Annotated in this window: 19 protein-coding genes and 3 tRNA genes; 15 read left to right on the top strand and 7 right to left on the bottom strand. The window is 65.2% G+C overall.

The genetic code is table 11. The annotated features are described in order from the left end of the window. Positions 1–22: 22 nt before the first annotated feature. Positions 23–1453 carry a DEAD/DEAH box helicase gene (locus NFW30_RS18510; RefSeq protein ID WP_295349600.1) on the bottom strand — a complete coding sequence of 477 codons (1431 nt, stop codon included), beginning with the start codon at positions 1451–1453 and terminating at the stop codon, positions 23–25. 651 nt (positions 1454–2104) lie between these two features. Between NFW30_RS18510 and NFW30_RS18505 the strand changes: the two genes are divergently transcribed. The 4 genes from NFW30_RS18505 to NFW30_RS18490 all read left to right on the top strand — a co-directional run bounded on the left by NFW30_RS18505 (position 2105) and on the right by NFW30_RS18490 (position 5299). Further along, positions 2105–3523, top strand: a complete 1419-nt coding sequence (locus NFW30_RS18505; RefSeq protein WP_295349601.1) for a circularly permuted type 2 ATP-grasp protein — start codon at positions 2105–2107, stop codon at positions 3521–3523. A gap of 18 nt (positions 3524–3541) precedes the next feature. Then, positions 3542–4477 (top strand): alpha-E domain-containing protein, encoded by a 936-nt coding sequence (locus NFW30_RS18500; RefSeq protein ID WP_295349602.1) that lies wholly within the window; start codon positions 3542–3544, stop codon positions 4475–4477. A 241-nt stretch (positions 4478–4718) separates the two neighbouring features. Beyond that, positions 4719–4793, top strand: a tRNA-Val gene (locus NFW30_RS18495). Positions 4794–4999: 206 nt separating this feature from the next. Next, positions 5000–5299, top strand: a complete 300-nt coding sequence (locus tag NFW30_RS18490) for a DUF3579 domain-containing protein (RefSeq protein WP_295349603.1) — start codon at positions 5000–5002, stop codon at positions 5297–5299. Between the two features lie 137 nt (positions 5300–5436). Here NFW30_RS18490 and ybiB read toward each other — a convergent pair whose 3' ends face one another. Continuing rightward, a complete protein-coding gene (ybiB, locus tag NFW30_RS18485) occupies positions 5437–6420 on the bottom strand; it encodes a DNA-binding protein YbiB (RefSeq protein ID WP_295349604.1) in 984 nt (327 codons plus the stop codon). A 413-nt stretch (positions 6421–6833) separates the two neighbouring features. Here ybiB and NFW30_RS18480 point away from each other — a divergent pair, with 413 nt between their 5' ends. From NFW30_RS18480 to NFW30_RS18470, 3 genes are all read left to right on the top strand, one after another. After that, on the top strand, positions 6834–7856 hold the full coding sequence (locus NFW30_RS18480) for a L,D-transpeptidase (RefSeq protein ID WP_295349605.1): 1023 nt from the start codon (positions 6834–6836) through the stop codon (positions 7854–7856). A gap of 341 nt (positions 7857–8197) precedes the next feature. After that, positions 8198–9589, top strand: coding sequence for a hypothetical protein (locus NFW30_RS18475; protein ID WP_295349606.1), 1392 nt, complete (start codon positions 8198–8200; stop codon positions 9587–9589). 94 nt (positions 9590–9683) lie between these two features. After that, the gene (locus NFW30_RS18470; protein ID WP_295349607.1) at positions 9684–10166 is read left to right on the top strand and encodes a phasin family protein; all 483 of its coding nucleotides are present in this window, start codon (positions 9684–9686) and stop codon (positions 10164–10166) included. A gap of 120 nt (positions 10167–10286) precedes the next feature. Here the strand turns inward: NFW30_RS18470 and NFW30_RS18465 are convergent, their stop codons facing one another. Continuing rightward, entirely contained in the window at positions 10287–11861 is a 1575-nt protein-coding gene (locus NFW30_RS18465; RefSeq protein ID WP_295349608.1) for a gamma-glutamyltransferase, read from the bottom strand. A 188-nt stretch (positions 11862–12049) separates the two neighbouring features. Here NFW30_RS18465 and gltX point away from each other — a divergent pair, with 188 nt between their 5' ends. After that, the gene (gltX, locus tag NFW30_RS18460) at positions 12050–13471 is read left to right on the top strand and encodes a glutamate--tRNA ligase (protein WP_295349609.1); all 1422 of its coding nucleotides are present in this window, start codon (positions 12050–12052) and stop codon (positions 13469–13471) included. 100 nt (positions 13472–13571) lie between these two features. Here gltX and NFW30_RS20135 read toward each other — a convergent pair whose 3' ends face one another. After that, positions 13572–13877: an adenylyl-sulfate kinase gene (locus NFW30_RS20135; protein WP_363322128.1), complete on the bottom strand. Its 306-nt coding sequence runs from the start codon at positions 13875–13877 to the stop codon at positions 13572–13574. 221 nt (positions 13878–14098) lie between these two features. Between NFW30_RS20135 and NFW30_RS18450 the strand changes: the two genes are divergently transcribed. The 7 genes from NFW30_RS18450 (at position 14099) to NFW30_RS18420 (ending at position 21822) form a co-directional block, all read left to right on the top strand. After that, positions 14099–14174: transfer RNA gene (locus NFW30_RS18450), tRNA-Ala, on the top strand. 20 nt (positions 14175–14194) lie between these two features. Continuing rightward, positions 14195–14270: transfer RNA gene (locus NFW30_RS18445), tRNA-Glu, on the top strand. A 904-nt stretch (positions 14271–15174) separates the two neighbouring features. Further along, entirely contained in the window at positions 15175–15381 is a 207-nt protein-coding gene (locus NFW30_RS18440; RefSeq protein WP_363322127.1) for a helix-turn-helix domain-containing protein, read from the top strand. Then, entirely contained in the window at positions 15381–18878 is a 3498-nt protein-coding gene (locus NFW30_RS18435) for a DUF3883 domain-containing protein (RefSeq protein ID WP_295349612.1), read from the top strand. The genes NFW30_RS18440 and NFW30_RS18435 overlap by 1 nt, the downstream gene beginning before the upstream one ends. A gap of 1 nt (position 18879) precedes the next feature. Beyond that, the gene (locus NFW30_RS18430) at positions 18880–20193 is read left to right on the top strand and encodes an AAA family ATPase (RefSeq protein WP_295372462.1); all 1314 of its coding nucleotides are present in this window, start codon (positions 18880–18882) and stop codon (positions 20191–20193) included. Continuing rightward, positions 20186–20773: a DUF4276 family protein gene (locus tag NFW30_RS18425; RefSeq protein ID WP_295349615.1), complete on the top strand. Its 588-nt coding sequence runs from the start codon at positions 20186–20188 to the stop codon at positions 20771–20773. Before NFW30_RS18430 ends, NFW30_RS18425 begins: the two co-directional genes overlap by 8 nt. After that, positions 20770–21822, top strand: a complete 1053-nt coding sequence (locus tag NFW30_RS18420) for a DUF1156 domain-containing protein (RefSeq protein ID WP_363322126.1) — start codon at positions 20770–20772, stop codon at positions 21820–21822. The genes NFW30_RS18425 and NFW30_RS18420 overlap by 4 nt, the downstream gene beginning before the upstream one ends. Before the next feature lie 14 nt (positions 21823–21836). Here the strand turns inward: NFW30_RS18420 and NFW30_RS18415 are convergent, their stop codons facing one another. The 3 genes from NFW30_RS18415 to istA form a co-directional block, all read right to left on the bottom strand. Further along, complete coding sequence (locus NFW30_RS18415; protein ID WP_295372459.1) at positions 21837–22079, bottom strand: hypothetical protein; 243 nt, start codon at positions 22077–22079, stop codon at positions 21837–21839. Further along, a complete protein-coding gene (istB, locus tag NFW30_RS18410; protein WP_295372456.1) occupies positions 22076–22837 on the bottom strand; it encodes an IS21-like element helper ATPase IstB in 762 nt (253 codons plus the stop codon). Before istB ends, NFW30_RS18415 begins: the two co-directional genes overlap by 4 nt. After that, positions 22824–24037, bottom strand: a 1214-nt coding sequence (istA, locus tag NFW30_RS18405) for an IS21 family transposase (RefSeq protein WP_295372453.1), incomplete at its 5' end; no start/stop codon positions are given. The genes istA and istB, both read right to left, overlap by 14 nt.

Here is a 24037-nt window from a genome sequence, read left to right as displayed (position 1 = left end):
CTGCCGAGCGCCGCCGCCGCGGTCAGCGGCCTCTGGCCGAGGCCCGGAGGCCGGCGGTGCCGCCGCCGTGCTTGCCATTTGGCGAGTCACGACGATCCGTTCGCGGCAGCCCGTCGCGCCCGTGCGCCGGGGGCTTGCCGGGGCGCCTGTCGCCGTGTCCGGCGGGCGCCCCGGCATTGCGCTTGTCGGCCGCCTGCCATGGCCTGCCGTCCGCCCGCGGCTTGGCCGCCAGCGGACGGCGGGTCGGCTCGTGGCCGGCGACGACTTCGACCGGGATGCTTTGCCGCGTGAAACGCTCGATTCGCCTGACGTTGAATTGCTCGGCGTGATGAACCAGCGAGACCGCGAGGCCGCTGCGGCCGGCGCGCCCAGTGCGGCCGATGCGGTGTACGTAGTCCTCGGCAGCCTTCGGCAGGTCGTAGTTGAAGACATGCGTGATCGTCGGCACGTCGAGGCCGCGCGCGGCGACGTCGGTGGCGACCAGGATTCGCACCTGGCCACGGCGCATCGCGGCGAGCGTACGGTTGCGCGCACCCTGGTGCATGTCGCCGTGCAGCGCTGCCGCATTCAGGCCGGCGATGTTGAGCCGATCGCTGACGCTGTCCGCATCGCGCCTGGTCGCCGTGAAGACGAGCGCCTGGTCGATCGACGCATCGCGCAGCAGGTGGTCGAGCAGGCGGTTCTTGTGCGCCAGATCGTCGACGAAGTGCATCCGCTGCTCGATGTTCCCGTGTCTGGAGGAAGGAGCGTCGACCTCGATGCACAGCGCGTTGTGGGTGATGCGCTGAGCCATCGCGCCGACGGTGCCGTCGAGTGTCGCCGAGAAGAGCATCGTCTGACGTGATGCGGGCGTTGCCTCGACGATCCGCTCGATGTCGTCGATGAATCCCATGTCCAGCATGCGGTCGGCTTCGTCGAGAACCAGCATCTGCAGCTGCGCGAAGTCGATCCGGCCCGAGCTCATATGGTCGATCAGGCGGCCTGGTGTGGCCACCAGGATCTCCGGGTTGCGAGCGAGCAATTCCAGCTGCTTCGGATAGGGCATGCCGCCGAGAATGGCGACGGCCCGCACCAGGTGCAGGCGGCGAGCGTACTTCTCGCTGGCGGCAGTGACCTGCAGGGCGAGTTCGCGCGTCGGCGTGAGGACCAGCATGCGTGGCCGCGCGGGCTGCCAGCGCTGCTGCTCACGGCCACGCGGCGGCGGCCGGCCGCCCTGGCGTCCGGCCGCCTTGGGCGTCACCGTCGCCGGCCGCTCCTGCAGGGAGAGGCGGTGCAGGGCAGGCAGCATGAAGGCCGCGGTCTTGCCGGAACCGGTCTGCGCGCAGGTGATGAGGTCCCTGCCCGCGATGGCGGCGGGAATGGCTTGCGCCTGTACCGGGGTCGGCAGGGTGTAGCCGGAATCGGCGAGTGTTGCGAGGAGGGCGGGGTTGAGCCCGAGTTCAGCAAAGGTCATGTCGTCTTTCGTGTCGATGCGCAGCCCCTCGCCAGCAGGCGGGCGCGGGATGCGGATGAAGCAGGAGAGGCAACGCCAACCAACGAAAGGCTGCGAGACAGACTCTGTCGGATCAACAGGAGCCGGCGCCCGTCGGCATTTTGGCTTCTTGCCGGGAGGGCGGGGCTGTGATCGACACCGGAGGACGGGGGCTTGAGACTTACGGCCAGGTTCGCGATGCTTGGAGCGCTCGCCAGTTTCACTGCCGAGTGCGGCGCGCAGTATAGCACTGCCGGCCGCGCCATGGCGGTTTGCGAACGGGCATCGCCGCGCGTGCACGGCAACGAGTGGTGGCCAGGCGGCGAACGCCGGTCGTCGCTGCTGGCCGCAGGGGTCAGTTCCCGGTGGCCTGCCGGCGGCCCTGGCGGCGACACGGGCGGACGCGTCGCCGCCGTTCCTGCGCGGGCGTCGCCGCGGCTGCCGATTGGCGAGATCATGGCCGGCACGGCCCCTGCCGTGATGCACCGAAAGCGTGCGCCGTGCCGCATTGGCGCACCATCCGCTTGCGTCGGCGGCCGGCTGGCGGCACGCCGGTGTCGGCTGGTATGGGCTGATCCAGTCTGGCACATTTCCTGCTTGAAGTCGTCGAGTCCAATTGTCGCGGTGAGCCTCATGAGCACAGCGTTCTACAACGAGATGTACGATTCCGATGCCGGCCTGCGGCCGCACTATCGCGCCTTTGCCGAATGGCTGGACGCCATGCCGGCCGAGCGGCTCGAGCGCAAGCGGGCCGAGGCGGACACGGCTTTCCATCGCGTCGGCATCACCTTTGCCGTATACGGGGAGGAAGCGGGGACCGAACGGCTGATTCCCTTCGACATCATTCCGCGCATCATCCCGGCGGCCGAGTGGGCGCAACTCGAGGCTGGCCTGCGGCAGCGGGTGCAGGCGCTGAACGCCTTCCTGCACGACATCTATCACGAGCAGGCGATTCTCAAGGCCGGCTGCGTTCCCGCGGAGCAGGTGCTGAACAACGCACAGTTCCGCCGCGAGATGATCGGAGTGGACGTTCCCTCCGGGATCTATGCGCACATCGCCGGTGTCGACATCGTCCGCGCCGGTGCCGGTGAATCCTACGTTCTGGAAGACAATCTGCGGGTGCCCTCGGGTGTGTCGTACATGATCGAGGACCGCAAGATGATGATGCGGCTCTTCCCCGAACTCTTTTCCCGACACATGATTGCGCCGGTGCAGCACTACCCGGACCTGCTGCTCGACAACCTGCGCACGGTGGCGCCGACGGGCGTCGCCAATCCAACAGTCGTCCTGTTGACGCCAGGCGCCTACAACAGCGCGTACTTCGAGCACACCTTCCTGGCGCAGCAGATGGGAATCGAACTCGTCGAGGGGCGCGATCTGTTCGTACGCGACGAGACGGTATTCATGCGCACGACGCAAGGGCCGCAGAGGGTCGATGTGATCTATCGACGCCTCGACGACGACTTTCTCGATCCACTCGTGTTCAACAAGGACTCGATGCTCGGCGTGCCAGGCCTGCTGTCGGCCTACCGCGCCGGTCACGTCACCCTGGCGAACGCCATCGGCACCGGGGTTGCCGACGACAAGTCGGTCTATCCCTATGTTCCCGACATGATCCGCTTCTATCTCGGCGAGGAGCCGCAGCTGAACAACGTGCCGACCTGGATGCTGCGCAAGCCGGAAGACCTGCGCTACGTTCTGGCACACCTGCCGGAACTGGTGGTCAAGGAGGTGCATGGCGCCGGCGGCTACGGCATGCTCGTCGGGCCGGCGGCGAGCCGCTCGGAGATCGAGGCCTTTCGTGCCCGCATCATCGCCGCTCCCGAGAAGTACATCGCGCAGCCGACGCTGGCGCTGTCGAACTGCCCGACCTTCGTCGACTCCGGCATTGCGCCGCGCCATCTCGACCTGCGCCCCTTCGTCCTTTCCGGCAAGCGTGGTGGCGGCATGGTGCCGGGCGGCCTGACCCGGGTGGCGCTGCGCGCGGGTTCGCTGGTGGTCAACTCGTCGCAGGGTGGGGGAACCAAGGACACCTGGGTGCTGGAGAACTGAGATGGACGGAGGATCGAGATGCTGAGTCGCACGGCGGATCACCTGTACTGGCTGGCGCGCTACACCGAGAGGGCGGAGAATCTGGCACGACTGCTCGACGTCTCGTACCAGATGTCGCTGGTTCCGCAGTCGATCGCTGCGCAGAACGAGAACTGGCGCGCGATTCTTGCGCTGAACAGCCTCGAGTCCGCTTTCGCCGAGAGCTACAGTGGGGTCAATGTCGATAACGTGTTGCGATTCATGGTCGCCGACGCGTCGAATCCGTCGTCGATCTACAGTTGCCTGCGCGCCGCACGCGAGAACGCGCATGCCGTGCGCGGGACGCTGACGGCCGAAATGTGGGAGAGCATCAACGCCACCTGGATCGAGGTGCGCCAGCAGACCTTCGAGCAGATCCTCGCGCGCGGCATCAGTGAGTTCTTCGACTGGGTCAAGCTGCGCTCGGCGGTGACGCGCGGCGTCACGTTCGGCACCATGCTCAAGGACGATGCGCTGCACTTCATCCGTCTCGGCGGCCTGCTCGAGCGCGGGGACAACACGGCACGGATTCTCGACATGCAGTACCACGTCCTTCGCCAGAGCGACGACGAAGGGGCCAGCGACTTCTATCGCTGGGGTGCGCTCTTGCGCTCGCTGTCGGCATTCCAGGTGTATCGCAAGGTGTACCGCGATGCGATCACGCCCGCCCGTGTCGCCGAGTTGCTGATCCTGCGCATGGATCTGCCGCGCTCGCTGCACGCCTGCGCCGACGGGATCGTCCGCATGCTGCAGCTGATAGCCAACGACGCTTCGGCCGAGACGCAGCGCCAGGCGGGCGTGCTGCATGCCCGGCTCCATTTCGCCCGCATCGACGATGTGCTTGCAGGCGGTCTGCACGAATACCTGACCGACTTCATGGACCGCATCTACGAACTCGGTGACGGTATCAACCGCGACTTCCTGATTGCTGCCTGAGCGCGTGCCTGGTGATGCCACGACACCGGCTGCGGTCGGCAGCGGCCTTGCCGCTTGCATCCGCCCCATGGTTCTGCTCCTCCGGGCTGCCTGCCGCGTGCAGCTGCATTGACCGGCAAGGTGACTTGTGCTCTAATCGCGCCTCCGTCGCCGGCGGAGTGCCGCAGAGCCTGCGCGCAGGTCGCGGGCAGACAGCAGCCGAGCGGCGATGTCTCGCCAAGCAGATGGGCTGCAGGCGGTTGGGCGATTAACTCAGCGGTAGAGTGCCACCTTCACACGGTGGAAGTCAGTGGTTCGAACCCACTATCGCCCACCATTCGCAGGCGGCTTGCACGGCGCGACGGACGCGGCCCGTGGGAAGGGCGCGGTGATGGTGGCGTTGCTGGCGCGGTGCTCCGGTCAGCGCATGAGCCGGCAGAGCGCCATTCTTTCTGTTAGAATCGGTGCCACAGCCGCACGGGCAGGCGGGCAACGAGCTTCAGGAGCATTCCCCGGTCCTCTTCGCCACGACATCACCGAGACATGAGCACGACGCCGCATCCCTCCTTCATCATCGTCGGTCTGACCACTGGCGGCAGGAAGTTCCGTCCGAGCGACTGGGCCGAAAGGCTGTGTGGCGTCCTCTCGGTCTTTGGCGCCGAGAAGAGGATGCGCTATTCGCCCTACGTCGGTCCGCAGACCTACAGAGGAGAAAAGGCGGTTCATGTCGATGGGCGATTGTACGAAATCGAGCCGATGGCTTACCGTTTCGTTCTCCATTTCGCCGAGGACAACGATCTGCAGCTGATCCGAGAGGTCGCAGCGCCTGACACGCCGGGCTAGCTGGCGCGGGTGGTCGCCGGTTTCTCGCCGGCCCTGGTGGGGTGACCGTGGTGAAGGGGTCGATGCATGCGGGTCAGGGTCGCGATGCCATGGCGGCGACGTGGCGCAAACATCGCCGGCAACTGGCCGAGGATCGCTCAGACCAGCGACAGCCGGTTGCCATCGACGGCCACCATCGCCTTCGCCTGATTGAGGTCGGTGGCGCGACCGCAGGCGTAGAGGCAACAGGCCAGCTGGTTGGCGATCGGCAGCGGCAGCGGCAGCTCGCCAACAAGGACGCGGCGCATCCAGTCGACCGTTTCCCGCGCCGCCGGACTGACCGGCAGCTGCGGCAGGTTTCGCAGGCTGTCGTGTTCCGCCTCGAAGAGGATCGCGCTCTCCCCATCATGGACATGCTCGATCGCCGGCCGACGTTTCGGATTGGCGAACGGCTCACCCTCGGTGCCACGCAGCAGCAGCGCGTTGGCGCCGACCGCGCGGAGCACGGCGCGCATGCTGTCGATGTAATCGGGGTGGGTCGCTGCGGCCAGGAGCAGTGAGTCGCCATGAAAGGGGTCCAGCATCTTGACCAGGCTGTGGGCGCTGTTGCGCAGGCCGAGCCGATCGCGCAGGGCCAACTGCGATGCCAGACCAGGGGCCAGCTGCGGCAGCGGCAGGTAGGCGAGACCGTTTTCGTCGATACGTTGCTGCGCTTCGCGCAAGCTGTCACACGGCGCCAGTCCGTACTCACAGAACACCTGCTCGCTGGTGACGCGTCCGTAGTCCTGGCTCAGACCGTGCACCAGGACCGGCACACCATGACGGCGCAGGAGCAGCGCTACCAGCGGCGTCAGGTTGGCGCCTCGACGGGCACCGTTGTAGCTCGCGATGACGACCGGCCGGGCGCGGCCGCGCGGCCGCTGCAGCGCCGGCAGGCGCTCACTGGCGGCGGTGAGAAAGCCGACCATCTCGTCGACCGACTCGGTCTTCATGCGCAGCGCGATGGCGATCGCACCGAGTTCGAGATCGGCAACCATGCCGTCGAGCATCGCCCCATATAGCTGCCGTGCCTCGCTGCCGGACAGGTCGCGCGCGCCCGTCGCGCCGCGGCCGATTTCCCTGATCAAGAGCGCCAAGTCCATTCTCCCACCTCCCGTTGTCGTCACCGCATGCCGCCGTTGTGCATCCGATTCTGCGGCACCAGCGGCCGCAAACGCCCAGCCCTGTTGCGATTGGCAACCTCCACCCTGCGCCGTCCGCCAGCCGCCGCGCCAGCCAGCATCGTACCGCACGGCCGACGGCAGCACTCGCCGGGCTTGCCGTCGGCACCCCACCCTTCCCTCGGGCCAGAGCAAAAACCATGCCATCAATCCAGAAATGGTAGCGGTCCGGGGCGACGGCAGGCAGAAGCACCCGCGACGCGCGATCCCGCCGTCGCAGGCAGCCATACGGGTCGCGGTTGTTGATCACCGGCCGACTGCCAATGTACAGTTGCCGCCTCCGGTCGCCGTGCCCGGCAGCGCACAGCTTCAACACATGAAGGATTCGAAACCAGATGACGAGAATCTACACGATCGCGGTCGCCCTGTTCTTCGGCCTGGTCGGCAGCATCCAGGCCGAGCGCGCACCTTTCTGGGGCGCCAGGGAGCCCGTGCCGTTCGAGACACCAGCCGACCAGTTGCGCAACGGGGAATTCACCTGGGCGCCGCAACTCGCACCGGCTGGTCCGATCCTGGTGCTGGTCAGTCTCGAAGAGCAGCGCGCCTACACCTATCGCAATGGCCTGCTCATCGGCACCGCCTCGGTCAGTACCGGCAAGCCCGGCTACGAGACTCCGAGCGGTGTCTTCCAGACGTTCCTCAAGGACAAGGATCACCATTCGTCGAAGTTCCACAACGCCGCCATGCCCTACACGCAGAAGTTCACCCAGGATGGCGTGGCGCTGCACGCCGGTGGCGTCCCCGGCTATCCGGAGTCGCACGGTTGCGTGCATCTGCCGAGCGAGTTTGCTCGCCTGCTGTTCGACGCCGCACCGAAGGGGATGACGGTGGTGATCGCGAAGGCCGGCTCGGCGCCGGCGGAGTTCCGGCATCCGGCATTCCTCAGCCCGGTCAACGATGACGGTGGCCGGGCCGAGCATCGCCGCCTGCCGGTCGCCAGCGGCCATCGCTGGGAGCCGGAGAAGTCGCCGTCGGGCCCGCTGTCGATCCTCCTGAGCCGCTACGACGAGCGCGTCCTGGTGTTGCGCAACGGCGTCGAGATCGGCCGCGCCAGGGCGGCATTCCGCAAGCCGCAGCAGCCCGTTGGCAGCCACGTCTTCGTCGCCAGGGAAGGTGCGCAATCCGGCGGGCTGTTGGAGCATCAGTGGACTGGCGTCGGTCTGGTCGGGCACATGGGTGATGCCGACACACGGCCGGACCCGAAGGTGGTGGACGAGATCACGATTCCGGCCGATTTCCAGGCGCTTCTGGCAGCCGAGATTCGCCCCGGAACGACGCTGCTGGTGACCGATGCACCGGTGCTCGAGCACACGACCGGGCTCGACATGGCCGTCCTGAGTTCCTTCCCCGATCACTGACGCGACCACAGCGGCGGTGCCTGCGCCCGCCGCTGCAGGCGACTGCCGTGCTCGACGGCAGTTTGTTCGCCACGCGCCGCAACTGCTGCCGACGTTCGGTGCCGGTTGTCCGTTTTCCGATCGCGACCGACTCGCAGCTTGACTTCAGGTATCCGCCGCCTATCCTGAATAGTGCACTGCATCATGACCCTGCTCTAACAGAACTCATGGCGCCAAGGCAGTGTGCCGCACTCAGTCCGGGCGTGCTTCGCGGGGATCCGGCGAGCGCCGTGGCCTTCGCGCAGGGCCTGAGGCAGGATCAGGCGTCATCGGTTTTCGAGGCGAAGACGAACGGGAGGAACATGATGTCACGGTACTCGATCAACAAGAGCAGGCCGCACTTTCTGACGACTGCTGCCGCAGCCATGCTGGCCGTCGTGCAGGGCGCGGCTGCTGCACCATCGCTGGATGACGTCGTGGCCGGCGTCAATATCGACCCGGCCCAGATCTCGGTGTCCGGCATCTCGTCGGGTGGTTTCATGGCGCACCAGTTTCATGTGGCCCATTCGGAGCACATCATGGGGGTTGGTGTCGTCGCCGGCGGTCCTTACCATTGCGCGGCGGGCAGCATCATTGACGCGGTAACGAAGTGCAGCCAGTTCGTCATGCTCGAGTGTCGCCAGCTCGGGCTCGACGCGAAGTGGTGCGGCAAGACTGATCGGGCCCCGAAGAGCGGGCAGGAAGCCCGGCGCGTGGCCGCAGCATCGTTCGCCGAGGCGAAGACGCAGGAAGCGGCTGGCCGCATCAGCAAGCTTGCGGGACTCCAGGGCGACCAAGTGTACCTGATCAGCGCCGAGTACGACGCCATCGTTCCGCACGGCGTGATGGATGCCGTCTTCCACTTCTATGCCGATGCCGACAAGGCTGCCATCGAGGCGGGCCATATCGCTTACAACCGGAGCTTCCCGGCCCGTCACACGATGGTCCGCGATACCTTCAACAAGCCTGCTGGCGGTGTGGTGGGCAACTGCCCGCTGCCGCCGGTGCCACCACCACCGGTCGATGGCGACGCGTTTATCGACGATTGCGAGGCCGTCGCCAGGCAACGTCAGTTGCGCGAGCGCTGCGTCTGTCCGCCGGCTGCCAGAGCGGGCGCGGCGGCGCCCTGCCCGCCGCCCGGCAAGCAGGCGGTATGCAAGGACCTGCAGGACGTCGATCTGGCGGGTGCCATCCTCCGACGCATCTATGGTGCGCAAGCGCTCCAGGGTGGTCGGGTGGAGGTTGCGGAAAGCGACGTCAAGGCTTTCGACCAGAGATTGGTCTTCGGCAAGTTCTCCGACATCCCCTACAACGAGCTGCAGAACGCTTCGATGGCCAGGGAGGGCTACGTGTTCGTGCCCCCGGCGTGCCGGGATGGCCGCCAGTGCCGCTTGCACGTCGCCTTCCATGGTTGCCGGCAAGGCGGTCTCACCGACCGCAGGCCGGGTCAGTCTGGCAACCTCTTCGCCAAGTTCGCCGGCTACAACGAGTGGGCGCAGGCCAACGACATCGTCGTCGTCTATCCACAGGTGCAGGTGCGCAACGGGACAGTGGCGACTCCGCCGGTCAACCCGCGAGGATGCTGGGACTGGTGGGGACAGTACTACACGCACACGGGGTATCATACTCAGGCCGGCAAGCAGATCCGGGCGGTGGCCCAGATGATCAACATCCTTGCCGGCGGGCGCGAGCTGCTGCCGGTGCCGGTCAGGTGAGGGTGGTGCGCAGGCAGTCATGCGACGCCAGCGGCGGCTGCCGGAGGTCGATGGCAGCCAATCTTCGGATGGTCACCTGAGTGGGAGAACGAGCATGATCGACATGTCAAAACAAATGGGCGAATGGCTGCAGGGTCTGGGCAGCCTGGACCCGAGCAAGGCCAGCGAGCAGTTGCTGAACGCCCTCGCACGGATCCAGGTTCCGGGCGTCAACATGGACGCGCTGCTGGCGAGCCAGCGCGACAATCTCGAGGCACTGAACGCCGCCAACCGCGCCGCGATGGAAGGGATCAAGGCGGTCGGCGAGTGGCAGTTGAAGATCCTGCAGGAGACCGTCCAGGGAATGACGACGGCGGTCGGTGGCCTCGCCAGGGCGGGCTCGCCGCAGCAACTCATGGCAGCCGAAACCGAGCTGGCGAAGAAGGCCTTCGAGACGGCAGTCAGCAAGATGCGCGAACTGGCAGAGATCGTCGCCAAGGCCAATCAGCAGGCCACCGATGCGATCGTCAATCGCGTCCCCGCCAGCCTCGACGAGATCCGTGACGTCCTGAAGCTGCCGCCACCGCCCGGCGCCTGAGCCGGCACACGGCGCGGCGCCGGCGGCCTGGTGTCGGCCGTCCTCCTCTCCCCGCTGCAGCGTCGCCGGCCAGCAGCGGGGGGGCGAGCGAGCGGCGCGCGGCTGCCGCGCTTTCCGGCATCAGTCCGGCAGGGCTGCCGCAGAGCCTTCGTCGGCGAACATGACGATGCCGCCACGCCGCTGGTCGCCGGCGCCGGCGAGTCGTCCGTCGATGCTGGCGACGCAGTTCACGCCGCCAAAGAACATGCTGGCCGACGCGAAGCGGGTCGCGCCGGGCCAGCGTGCCTGCAGGGCGTCGGCGGTGCCAGCGGTCAGGCCGGCGGTCTCGAACCACAGCTGCCGGCCTTCGATGTGCTGGCGCGCGGCATTCACCGCTTCGTCGAGCGGGCGTCCATAGGCCAGCACGTTGAGCAGGGTCTGCAGGATGGCGCTGCGAATGCGGTTCGATCCGCCGCTGCCGAGCGCGAGGTGGGGCCGCTCGCCGGCGAGGACGATCGTCGGCGACATCATCGTGCTCATCCGGCTGCCTGCCACCAGGCGGTGGAAGCCGGCCGGGTTGATGTCGTCCTCACCGAGGAAGTTGTTGACGTGGATGCCCAGCCCCGGCAGGGCATGCCCGCAGCCCTCGCCGTTGCTGGTCGTCATCGCCGCCGCCATGCCGTCGGCGTCGATCACCGAAATGTGCGTCGTCGCGCCCAGGGTGTTCTCTCGACAAAGGGCGCGTGCGTGCCGGGCCCACTGCGGCAGGCTGCAGCCGGCGACGAGCTGCCGGATCGCTTCCGGGTCGGCGTGCAGGCGGCGGTCGTAGCCGGCACCGCGCACTTCCGAGACCGTCGCCAGGACCGCTGCGACAGCCAGTTGATGCGCCGGCGAGAGGAATTCCTCGCCGCCGAGGCCGAGTTCCTCGGCGATGCGCAGGCCGGCGCCGATCAGGCCGCCACCGGCCGACGGTGGTGGGTTGGTCAGGACCATGTGGTCCCCGAAGGGAATGCGCAGCGGCGGGCGCGTCGCCGGCGCGTAGGCGGCGACATCTTCGGCGGTGATCAGCCCGCCGTGTTCCGGACCGAAATGCTCGACGAGCGCGGAGCGGTAGGTGGCGACCTGCGCATCCGCGCTGCCATCGCCCAGTGCCTGCAGGAAATCTCCGAGATCCGGGTTGGCCAGCCGATCGCCCGCCCGTGGTAGACGCCCCACCGGCTGGAAGATGCGGCGCACCGTGGCCGAGTTGCTGGCAATCGGCGCGATCAGGCCGGCAATCATGGCGATCTGCGGGCTGACGCGGAAACCGTCGCGCGCCCACGTCACTGCCGGCGCGACCACCTCGCGCAGCGGCAAACGGCCGGCGCGCCGGTGCAGGGCGAGCAGGCCGACGAGTTCTCCGGGCACCGCAGCCGCTCCCTTGCCGATGTGGAAGACCTGGCTGGTCTCGCCGAAGTCGACGGTGATCGGTGCGAAGTCGAGGATCGGCCAGCTGGCCAGTCCGAGTCCCGGCGCGGCGCCGAAGAAGTCGAGCACCTCGTAGCCGTCGCGTGCGTCACCCCAGATGCAGGCGCCACCGCCTCCTAGTGAAGTCAGCGGCAGTTCGGTGACCGTCGCCGTGAGCTTGGCGGCGACGATCGCGTCGACCGCGTTGCCGCCGCGCTGCAGCACCCGGACACCAGCGGCCGCCGTGTGCGGTTCCGATGCAGCGATCACGCCACGAATTCCCATCGGCCAAGGATACGCCATGCCGGCGCCGGCGGAAAGACGGCGGCGGTTGCCGACTGTGGCGACTGGCAACCATGGCCGGCGGCGGGTGCGGCGACGCGGCGATGGCGATGGCGCAGCCCGTCGGGACCGCGCTTCAACTAGAATGAACGCTTTACCTACTGCGACCGGCGATCATGATCCGCACCCGCTTTGCTCCCTCGCCAACCGGTTTCCTGCACGTCGGCGGTGCGCGCACCGCGCTCTTTTCGTGGGCCTACGCGCGGCGCCACGGTGGCCGCTTCATCCTGCGCGTCGAGGACACCGATCTCGCCCGCTCGACCCCCGAGGCCGTGCAGGCGATTTTCGACGGCATGCGCTGGCTTGGCCTCGCGCACGATGAGGGCCCGTTCTACCAGACGCAGCGCATGCCGCGTTATCGCGAGGTGATCGCCGAGATGCTCGCCGCCGGTACCGCCTACCATTGCTACATGCAGCCCGACGAACTCGACCGCCTGCGCGCCGAGCAGCGCGAACAGGGCCGCAAGCCGCGCTACGACGGCCGCTGGCGGCCCCAGCCGGACAAGCACCTGCCGGCGCCGCCGGCCGGGATCGAGCCGGTGGTCCGTTTCCGCAATCCGGCGGACGGCGTCGTCGCCTGGGAAGACCTCGTCAAGGGCCGCATCGAATTCGCCAACAGCGAGCTCGACGACCTGGTGATCGCCCGCGCCGACGGTTCGCCGACCTACAACTTCTGCGTCGTCGTCGATGACTGGGACATGGGCATCACGCACGTCATCCGCGGCGACGACCACGTCAACAACACGCCGCGGCAGATCAACATCCTGCAGGCGCTCGGTGCCCAGGTGCCGCTCTACGCCCACCTGTCGATGATCCTCGGCGACGACGGGCAGAAACTGTCGAAACGCCATGGCGCGGTGAGTGTCATGCAGTACGACGATGCGGGCTACCTGCCCGAGGCGGTGCTCAACTACCTCGCCCGTCTCGGCTGGTCGCACGGCGACGACGAGATCTTCTCGCTGCAGCAGTTCTGTGAGTGGTTCGATCTCGACCACATCACCCCGTCGGCAGCCCAGTTCAACAGCGAGAAACTCAACTGGCTGAACGCGCATTACCTGCGCCGCTGCGACGCCGGCCGGCTGGCTGACCTGGTTCGCCCGCGGCTGGCAGCGCGCGACGTCGTCGTCGGCGAGACGCCGTCGCTGGCGGCGATCATCGAGCTGCACAGGGATCGCGTCGGCAACCTCAACGAACTGGCCGATGTCGCCGAGCCGTTCTATATCGACCTGCAGCCGAGGAGCGAACTGCTGGCCCGCCACCTGACGCCCGAGACGCTGCCGCTGCTCGACGACTTCGCCGCCCGGCTCGGCGAAGTGCCCTGGCAGGCGGCGGCAATCGCCGCGCTGATCAAGGAGTGCGTCGCCCGCCACGGTCTCAAGATGCCGAAGCTGGCGATGCCGGTGCGCGTCCTCCTGACCGGCCTCGAGCAGACGCCTTCGGTCGACGCGCTGATCGCGCTCTTTCCGCGCGCCACCGCCCTCGAACGGCTGGCGCGTGCCGGTCGCCTGGCGAGCCCGGCGACCGATGCGGCGGCGTGATGCCGCAGGGCGGCGTGGGACGCCGGCGCGGCCGGCCATCCTCGCGCCGGGCACGCGCCCCGGGCAACGCCGGCGAGCGCCTGCGATGGTGCGCCGGCCCTCATCGCAGACCATTTCGACGCCGCGACCCTCGCTCGCCGGTACGACTTCGCCGTGAAAGTCGCTCGGCGGTTCTCGCACCTCGCTTGACTCGACGACCCGTGTCGCCCGCGCGTGGGTCGGGCGCCACTCCGGCCGCAGCAGGGTCATGATGACCGATGCGTCCGACGAACTGCGCCACCTCCTCCTGCAGGGCGAGTCGCCACAGGTCGAGCGTCAGATCGGCCGCCAGTGGCGCCTCGTACGGCGACGAGACGCCGGTGAACTCGGCGAGCTGACCGCGCCGCGCCCGGGCGCATCGCCCGATGCCCTTGTCGAGCGCCGCGACGACCGCCTGCGGACCACGATGGATCCTTCCCCGGGTCAGCTGCGTGGCGTGGCAACGAAGCGGCGGTCGCCACGGCGCAGCCGCTCGCGCCGGAAGACGGCAGGTCGTGCCGTAGGCACCGAGTGGCGGTTGCCGTTCGCGTCGCGATTCGCGCTTTACAGTGGCGAATCGACTGCCTATAATCGCGGCTTCTTTCGGGCGGGGGTATAGCTCAGCTGGGAGAGCGCTTGCATGGCATGCAAGAGGTCCGCGGTTCGATCCCGCGTACCTCCACCACAAGCCGAAAGAGGTTCCGGGTCCCCATCGTCTAGAGGCCCAGGACACTACCCTTTCACGGTAGGTACCGGGGTTCGAATCCCCGTGGGGACGCCAGCCTGAACCCGCTCTTATACCGGGGTCGATGCGGTAAGTGATTGACGCACCAAATGTTTTTGGGTCGAGTATGACCCCGTTCGAGACTTGACGTAGCGTGTCCCGGAGCGATTCCGGGCGCTGGATTCAAGTCTTCCGCCAGACCAGCCAACATCCGTTTGACGTCCTGAACGCCAACAGCCCTCATGGCTCGTGCCATTGTTGCGTCTGAAGTCAGTCCATTCATCGATTCGATCGCCGTCTCACGCTCGGCCTCCAAGGCCTCGATCTGTCGCAACAGGGCCTCGGGCGCAGATGTCTCCGACAGCAGCATCGTCAGCCTGCCGATGCGTTTCTCTATATCGACAATCCTCCGGCGCATCGTGGCAACTTCGCGCCCAGCGTCCTTGGCGGGTTCAGACAGCTTCCGGTAGTAGTCGGCAATTTCCTGAGCGAGTTCGCCGCTGGAGAACCTCGCAACCACCTGCTCGACATCGGCACGGTCGACCGACTCGGCCGCAGTCCGCGGACCCTTGGGGATTCGATAGAAGCCGCTATCACCGTTCCACATGACGCCATCAGGCGCGGTCAGGATGCCGGAGAGCAGATAGATACGGGCGTTCGGTTTGCCTGCTCTGCGTTTGCCGGTGTCAACAGCTGCCAGGATGGATTCGGCCTCGTCGTCGAAAATCAACGCCTCATGCGTATCAAGCTGAATTGCCCATTCGGTACGAGGCCGCATCTTGGTACCGCCGATATAGCCACCACCCTCGCGCTCGGCATGGCGGTTCCATAGGGTGTGCCCGGCGTAGGTCAGTGCGTTCCGGTCGCAACATATTCCTGGGTTGGGTTGAGCCTGAAGCAGCTATCAACGTATCATTGCGCAATAGTTGCCAATTTTTCCACCTCAAACTACCCATTTCAAATGGCCAGGCCACAACCTGAAATCATGACCCTCCCGGAGGCCGCTAACTACCTCAAGGTGGCCGAGCGCACCCTTTATCGGCTCGCTGCATCCAAGAAAGTCCCTGCATTCAAGGTCGGCGGGGCGTGGCGATTCACCAAGTCCGACATCGAGGCCTGGATCCGTTCCCAGGTCGCGGGTAGATCCACCGCCAACAAAGAACACTGATGCTGGCCGAAGAACTCAAGCCCAATATCACGGTCAGCGGCGCGCTGTTTCCCGAGCCTGTCGAGATTCTCACCCTGATGCCCATGGGGAACGCCGTCAAGCTGGCGGCGCGCGGCATTCGATCCAACACGGTCTTTCAGCCCATTCTCACAGCGGATCAACTCGCATTGCTGACCGCATCGCCGGCGCAGGAACCGTTCGACGGCGACGCCGGCAAGTTCCGGCTCGGTATCGAAGCCATGCGCCTCGGACTGGCCTATGAATACGACCCGTATTTTTCTTTGTCGATCGCCCGTGTTGACCCGCTCCCGCATCAACTCGAAGCGGTTTACGACTATTTCCTGAAACTGCCACGTATCCGTTTCCTGCTGGCCGATGACCCGGGCGCCGGCAAGACGATCATGGCTGGCCTGTTGATCAAGGAATTGAAGATACGCGGCCTGGTCAAGCGCGTATTGATCATCACCCCCGCCAACCTGACATTCCAGTGGCAACGCGAAATGAAGGACAAGTTCCGCGAGAGCTTCGAGGTCATTCGCAGCGATGTCCTGCGCGCCAACTACGGTTCCAACCCGTGGCAGGAAAAGGATCAGGTCGTCACGTCGGTGTCCTGGGTATCGCGGATCGAGGATGCGAAGGGCAGCCTTCTGCGTAGTCGCTGGGATCTGATCATCGTCGATGAGGCCCACAAGATGTCGGCCTACAGCAGCGACAAGAAAACCCTCGCCTATCAGCTGGGCGAGGCTCTGTCGGAAATGACCGACCACTACCTGCTGATGACCGCGACCCCGCACAAGGGCGATCCGGAGAATTTCTGCCTCTTCCTCGAGCTGCTTGATCGTGACGTCTACGGCGACATCAGCAGCCTCGAAGAAGCCATGGCACGTCACGAAGCGCCGTTTTACCTCAGGCGCGTCAAGGAAGCGCTGGTCACGTTCCCGGCACCGGAAACCGGACACGTCAAAGCACTGTTCACCCAGCGCATCGTCACTACCTCGGAATTCAAGATCTCCGACGAGGAATACGACTTCTATCACCAGCTGACCACATACGTAGAGGATCAATCCGTCAAGGCGGCGCAGGACGACTCCGCGCGCGGCCGGGCATTGGCATTCACCATGGCCATGCTCCAGCGCCGCTTTGCATCGAGCCTGTACGCGGTGCGGCGCAGCCTGGAGCGCATGCGCGACAAGCGCGAGCGCATCCTGAAGGATCCCGAGGGCTACCGCCGCGAACTGATGAACAAGAAGCTGCCGGATGATTTCGAGGACTTGTCCGACGAGGAGCAGCAGGAAATCATCGCCCGGCTGGAGGATGCGGTCGCCAACATCGACCCTGCCGCCCTGCGCGAGGAAATCGCCGAGCTGACCAAGCTCATCAACCAGGCGCGCGATCTCGAAAAGAAGGAGATCGAGACCAAGCTCGTATCCCTCAAGGAACTGCTGAAGCAACAGGGGGTATTCGCCGACCCGAAAATGAAGCTGCTCATCTTCACCGAGCACAAGGACACCCTGGGCTTCCTTGCTGGCGACGGCCACGACGGACGCCCTCTCGGCAAGCTGCGCGAGTGGGGGCTGACGCTGACGCAGATTCACGGCGGCATGAAGATCGGCGATCGTGACACGCCGGGCACCCGCATTTTTGCCGAGCGCGAATTCCGCGAATCCGCCCAGGTGCTGGTCGCCACCGAGGCTGCCGGCGAGGGCATCAACCTGCAATTCTGCTGGCTGATGATCAACTACGACATCCCCTGGAACCCGGTGCGGCTGGAACAGCGCATGGGCCGCATCCACCGCTACGGCCAGGAAAAGGATTGCCTGATCTTCAATTTTGTCAGCAGCAACACCCGCGAGGGCCGTGTGCTGCAAAAGCTCTTTGAGCGGATCGAAGCCATCCAGGACGACCTCGATCCCAAGCGCACCGGCAAGATCTTCAATGTCCTGGGCGACGTCTTCCCGGCCAACCAGCTCGAAAAGATGTTGCGCGACATGTACGCGCAGAACCAGATGACCGAGGATCTCATCAAGGCGCGCATCATCGAGCAGGTCGACCGCTCCCGCTTCGAGAACATCACCAACTCAACCCTGGAAGGCCTCGCAAAACGCGAGTTGAACCTTTCGGCCATCGTCGGCAAGTCAGCCGAAGCCAAGGAACGCCGCCTGGTGCCGGAAGTGATCGAGGACTTCTTCCTCGGCTCGGCCGGCGTGACCGGGATCGCTGCGAAGCCCGTCAAGGCCGGAGCCCGCACCTACAAGGTCGGTCGCGTGCCGCGCAACCTCTGGCCGACGGGCGAACGCCTTGAATCCCGATTCGGCAAGCTTGGCCGCGAATACGGCAACATTGTTTTCGACAAGGAACTGCTCAAGCAGGATGCCACCCTGGAGTGGGTGACTCCCGGCCATCCCCTCTTTGAAACGGTGCGCGACGAAGTGCTCACGCAGGTGCAGGACCACCTCAAGCGGGGCACGGTGTTCTTCGACCTGCACAGCGCGCAACCGTATCGGCTGGACGTGTTCAGCGCCTCGATCCGTGATGGCCGGGGCAATACCCTCCACAAGCGCCTGTTCGTGGTCCAGACCGGCACGGATGGCAACCTGGCCATCAAGCAGCCCACCCTGTTCCTCGACCTGACCGCCAGTACCAGGCCGCAGGCTGTCCCCGCCGACGATGCCTTGCCAGGCCGCACCCAGCTCGAAATGACACTGCTGGAGCGCGCGCTGAATCCGTTGCTCGACGAAGTGCAGAAAGAGCGCGCCCGCGAGACCGCTACGATTTCCCGCCACATCGAACTCTCGCTCAACACCATCATCGACCGCGAGCAACGCATCCAGGCCGGACTCATCGAGCAGAGGGAATCCGGCAGTCAGGAATCCGGTCTGGACGGGCGCATCAGGATTTCCGAGGACAAGCTGCTGGAACTCGACCACCGCCTGCAACGCCGGCGTGGCGAACTGGAGCAGGAAAAGCAGTGTTCGGTTGGCGACATCCAGCACATCGGCCGCGTGTGGGTGTTGCCACACCCCGAACGAACCGCGCCCGGCATCGCGCCCATGGTCAGCGACCCGGAAATCGAGCGGATCGCCGTCAAGGCGGTGATCGCCCACGAGGAGGCGCAAGGCCGCGTCGTCGAGAGCGTCGAGGCCGACAATCGCGGGTTCGACCTGATCTCGCGCATGCCACATCCGGAAGACCCGAAGACTGCCATCGATGTGCGTTTCATCGAGGTCAAGGGACGCGCCCATGCCGGCGAGGTGGCCCTGACGTCCAATGAATACCGCACCGCCCAGCGTCTCGCCAACGATTACTGGTTGTATGTTGTGTTCCACTGCGCAGCCGAGACGCCCAACATTAACATTCTGCGCAACCCGGCGACATTGGAATGGCAGCCGGTGGTGAAGGTCGACCATTACAGGCTGAACGTCAGTTCGATCCGATCGCCAGTCGAACTCAACCAGGACCGGGCTGAATACATTGTCAATCCGAACGAGGTGAAATGACATGCTGACACGCGTCAAGATCGATGGCTACAAGTCGCTGAAGCACCTCGACCTTCGACTCGCCGACCTGTCGATTCTTTTCGGCCCCAATGCAGCGGGAAAAAGCAACTTCCTCGACTGTCTGCAATTATTGTCGAAGCTTACGACGGAAAGAACGATCAAGGAGGCGTTCGCTCCCCCTTACCGTGGCAAGCCGCTCGAATCATTCTCATTCGGAGAAAAAGGCATCGAAGGCTTGCTGGAGAAGGATAGCCTGTCATTTTCCATCGAGGTCGACGTACGGCTTTCCAATGCCGTCGTCGATGCCGTCAATCGTCAGATCTGGGAAATGCGCCGTTCAGGAGAACTCGAAGCGGATGGCATCTCAGCCAGGACCATCGCTGCCGTCAAGGCAAGAAACCTGCGTTACCGAATCGAGATTGAAATGAGACCGAAGTCAGGGGTGCTCCGCGTTGCGGACGAATATCTCGCCGCATTGACGGACAAGGGCGAGCCGATCGGCAAGCGCAGACCCTTCCTGTCGCGCGAAGGTAATCGACTGCACCTGCGCCTTGAGGGCCAGGCGCACCCGACTTATTACGAACGCCATCTGGATCACAGCATTCTCTCCCTGCCGCACTACCCCCCGCATTACCCGCATCTGGTCGCGATGCGCAAGGAGTTGGAAAGCTGGTTGTTTTTTTACTTCGAACCGCGTGAGCGCATGCGCACCTCCAATCCGGTCAAGGAGGTTCGACACATCGGACAGATGGGCGAAGAACTGGCCTCCTTCCTCAACACGTTGAAGGCGCTCGATCCGCGCCAATTCACGGCCGTGGAAAAAGCCATGCGTACCCTCATGCCCAACGTGCAAGGTATCGATGTGGATGTCAGCAAGCTCGGCGAGGTCGAACTCAAGCTGAGGGAGCACGGCATTTCGGTACCTGCGCGCATCCTGTCTGAAGGCACATTGCGCATCCTTGGGCTTTTGTCGCTGGCAGGTGCGCAAGAACAGCCATCGTTGATCGGTTTCGAGGAACCCGAGAACGGCATCCATCCGCGCCGCATCCAGTTGGTGGCCGAACTGCTCAAAACCCGGGCGTCGTTCGGAGAAACCCAATACATCGTGACAACGCATTCGCCACTATTGCCTGATCTGGTGGAAGAGGAATCGCTGTTTGCCTGCAAGCGCGTCGATGGCGAAACGCGGATCGAGCCCTTTGCGGCCTGGGGGGCGTTGGCAAAGCGAGGCGACGTCGACCAGGCGCTCATGGATGAGAACGAGGATGAACTCACCGTCTCCGAGCGAATGCTGCGGGGAGATTTCGATGCGTGACATCGCGCTCTTTGTCGAGGACCAGGCTCACAAGGAGTTTCTTGCCGCATTGCTGCAACGGCTGGCTGCGGAGTCTGGCATCCAGGTTCACATGGACTGGCGCAACGCGCGCCGTGGACATGGTGCGGTCGTGACTGAGCTCAAGCACTTCTTGCGGGACCTGATGCGCGGGCGTGACAACCTGCCGGATTTGCTAGTGGTTGCCACCGATGCCAATTGCAGAGGCTTGGTGGAACGTCTGCGCCAGATCAACGCCGAGACCGGAAAGATTGCTGTCCCGACTGTATGTGCCGTGCCCGATCCGCATATCGAGCGCTGGCTGCTGGCGGACTCGGCGGCCTTCAAGGCGCTTTTCGGTCGCGGCTGCGATGCGCCGGACACGAAATGCGAGCGCGCGCGCTACAAGAAAGTGCTGATAGACGCCATTCGGGCCAGTGGCATTGTGCCCAGTCTTGGCGGAATCGAGTTTGCCGACGACATCGTGAATGCGATGGATCTATCCCGCGTGGCGGGAACCGACGCGTCGCTGGGGCGCTTTGTTGAGGAGATGCGCGCCGTCTTCAAGGGATGGCGCGCATGAACTATCCGAAACGCCTCATCGAGGTGGATCTCCCGATCAAGCGGATTTCCGCGCATGCACGGCGCGAGAAAGGCATCCGCCACGGGCACATCTCGACCCTGCACATCTGGTGGGCACGCCGCCCGCTGGCCGCATGCCGGGCAGTCATCCTCGCATCCCTCTGGCCCGACCCCGCCGACCCCGCTTGCCCGGTCGACTTTCTCAATGCCGCGCGGCAGGCGATGCAGGCATGGACGACGCACGAGCAGCAAATCCTGCTCTCCCCGGAAAGTCGGCGCCGGTTCGACGGCGCACGCAAGAACCCGGCGCTGTTCGATGACCCGGTGGAGCTACGCGGCGCCTTGCTCGACTTCATCGCGGATTTCTCGAACTGGGACAACTCGAGGGACAGCACTTACCTTGCCACCAGTCGCGGGCTGACACAGGTCGCCCATGAGTCGCTCGGCGGCGTTCCCGGTACCCGACCGTTGGTGCTTGATCCGTTTGCTGGAGGAGGATCGCTACCCTTGGAGGCTCTGCGTGTAGGGGCCGATGCTTTCGCCAGCGATCTGAATCCAATCCCGGTGTTACTGAATAAGGTGGTGCTGGAATACATCCCGAAGTTTGGGCAGCGCCTGGCCGATGAGGCCAATAAATGGGGGACGTGGTTAAAGCAAGAGGCGACTAAGAAGTGCGCAGAGTTCTACCCGGCTGACCCAGATGGAGCTAAACCGATTGCATACCTATGGGCAAGGACTATTCAATGCGAAGGGCCTGGATGTGGGGCGGTAATACCACTGATGAATCAGACACTGATTTCTCGCCGCCGAGGGGTCGGAGTAAAGCTAATAGTCAAGGACCGTTCAATAGCCGTCGATGTGCGCACTGCGCTCCCGGTCTCAGAATTCGGGCCTGGTACGGTAAGAAACGGGAAGGTAACTTGCCCTGTATGTCAGTTCATGTTAGTGGCTGCGAAGAAGCGCGGATATCTGGCGCGCAAAGATGGCGGAGAATGGTTGAGTGGTGGAGTCGACATAAAAAGGGGCCGACGGAGGCCCCTTGAAGTCTGAGCGATCGACGATGTTCAGAACGGGGGTTCGTCAGGCCAGTGGTCGGCTGTGCTGTGGTCGCCAGGAAGTGGTTCGCGCGGACCGTCGCGTTCCTGTCGCAGCAAGTCGAAGAGCGCCAACTCGTAGTGAGCCCAGATGCGGTCACGCAGATCTTCGAGCAGTTCGACGACGGCCAGCGCCTGCTCCGGGGTCCAGTCGGCACAGATCAGGAAATCGAGCCCACCGCCCAGCCCGGAAGGCAGGTGATAAGGCTTCATGTGGCAGCCCCGGCTGCGGATCGGCGTTTCCGGGCTCGCTGCTCGGTGCGTTCCTGCGCCTCCTTGCGCCGATAGGATTCCCCCTTGATGGCGACGATCTCGGCGTGATGAACGAGACGATCGATCAGGGCGACAGTACAGGCTGCATTGGGGAAGACCTCCGGCCACTCGGAGAACGAACGGTTGGTCGTGATCAGCGTGCTGCGGCACTCGTGGCGACGGTTGATCAGCTCGAAGAGCAGATCGGCGTGGCGGTTCGAATACGACAGATAGCCGACCTCGTCGATCACCAGCAGCGCCGGCGCCGCATAGTGACGCAATCGCCGGCGCAGAGCCGAATCGCTGTCGATCGCTGCCAGATCGCCGAGGAGCTGACCGGCGGTGGCAAACAACACCGTATGCCCCGACAGGACGGCCCGGTGCGCGATGTTGCGGGCGATCGTCGACTTGCCCAGCCCACTTGCCCCGACCAGAATGGCATTGCTCGCGCTCTTCAGGAACTCCAGGCTCATCAACTCGCTGATCGCGGTCCGATCGCACTGCTGGGGCCAGTCCCAATCGAAATCCGCGAGCGGCTTGAAGCGGCCGATGTGCGCATCGGCCAGACGGCGCTCCAGACTGCGCCGGGCCCGTTCGGTCTCCTCCCAGGTCAGCAAGGGCTCGACCCAGGCGCACTCGGCCAGCTCCGACCAATGGGCCAGCAAGCCATGCAGATTCAAGGCTTGTGCCCGTTTGCGCAAGGCCTCACTCGGGATCATCGCTCGCCTCCGTCAGTCGGTCGTAGGGTTCCAGCCGATGCGGCCGGACGGGCGTATCGCGGCGCTGCAGGTGCTCGGGCAAGGAGATCTCGACCGGTGGCGGCCGGTCGGTGGTCTCGCGCCGACGCTCCAGTGCCAGGCGCACCGCGTTCGGGTGCGGCACCTGACGGGCCAGAGCCTCCTCGATGCCTGCCTGCAACTCGCTCGCCCCATAGCGATCGAGCAAACGCAGCAGCGCCGCCGTGATTGCCCCCAGATTCGCCCCCCGGCCGGCCGCCTGGACGAGCAACTCCCGGCTCTCCGGCACCGCCCGGGTCAGCCGGTCGGTCCCCCGGTGCAAACTGGCCTGGTGCTTCTGCTCGACCAGGGTCGCGAGATGCGCCGGCTCCTCGATGCACTGCCCCCGGTCGTAGCTGCGCCGGTGTGTCGCCAGCACCGTCTGGCCATCGACGATACGCACCCGCAGTGGGTCGGCGACCACCGTCAGCGTCTGCTGCACCTGCTCCGGAGGCACCGAATAGTCATTCAGGTCGAAGCGCACATAGGGCGTCTTGCCGACCTTCACCGCCACCTGCTCATCGGTCGGATACGGATGGTCCGGCAACGCCAGCAGATGAGCCGCTTCCAGCGCGAAGGCTTCGCGTACACTCAGCGCAGGGTCCTCGGGGCAACGCCGGTCCGCCGCTTCTCCCGTACACCAGGCCTCGGCCTGCGCATTGAGGCCCGCCAGATCCAGGAAGCTGCGACCGGCGAAGAAGGCTTCGCGCGCATAGCGAATGGCCCTTTCCACGCGCCCCTTCTCATTCCCCCGCGCGATCGCCACCGGGCGAGGCTCGTAGCGATAATGACCGGCGAACTGCAGCAAGGTGGGATTGAAGCGGATCGCCTGCCCTTGTCGCTCGAGGACGGCGCTCTTCAGATTGTCGTACAGCAGCACTCTCGGTAGGCCCCCCCAGGCGCCAAACGCGCCGACATGGCCGCGCAGAAAGTTCTCCATGCGCGCATCGAGGAAGAAGCGCAGGTAGATCATGCGCGACCACGCCAGTACCATCACGAACGCCATCAGGGCCCGGCGGGCGCGGCCGATTTCCAGATGGCCGAAGTGCGCCCAATCGACTTGGGCCTGTTCGCCCGGCAGCGTGCGTAGCCGCAGGTAGGCTTCCGCCTTCGGTCGCGGACGGTGCAAGGCGACCAGATGAC

It is taken from the genome of Accumulibacter sp. (genome assembly GCF_023806635.1).
Lineage (GTDB): Bacteria > Pseudomonadota > Gammaproteobacteria > Burkholderiales > Rhodocyclaceae > Accumulibacter.
This window is presented reverse-complemented; position numbering and strand designations above follow the sequence as displayed.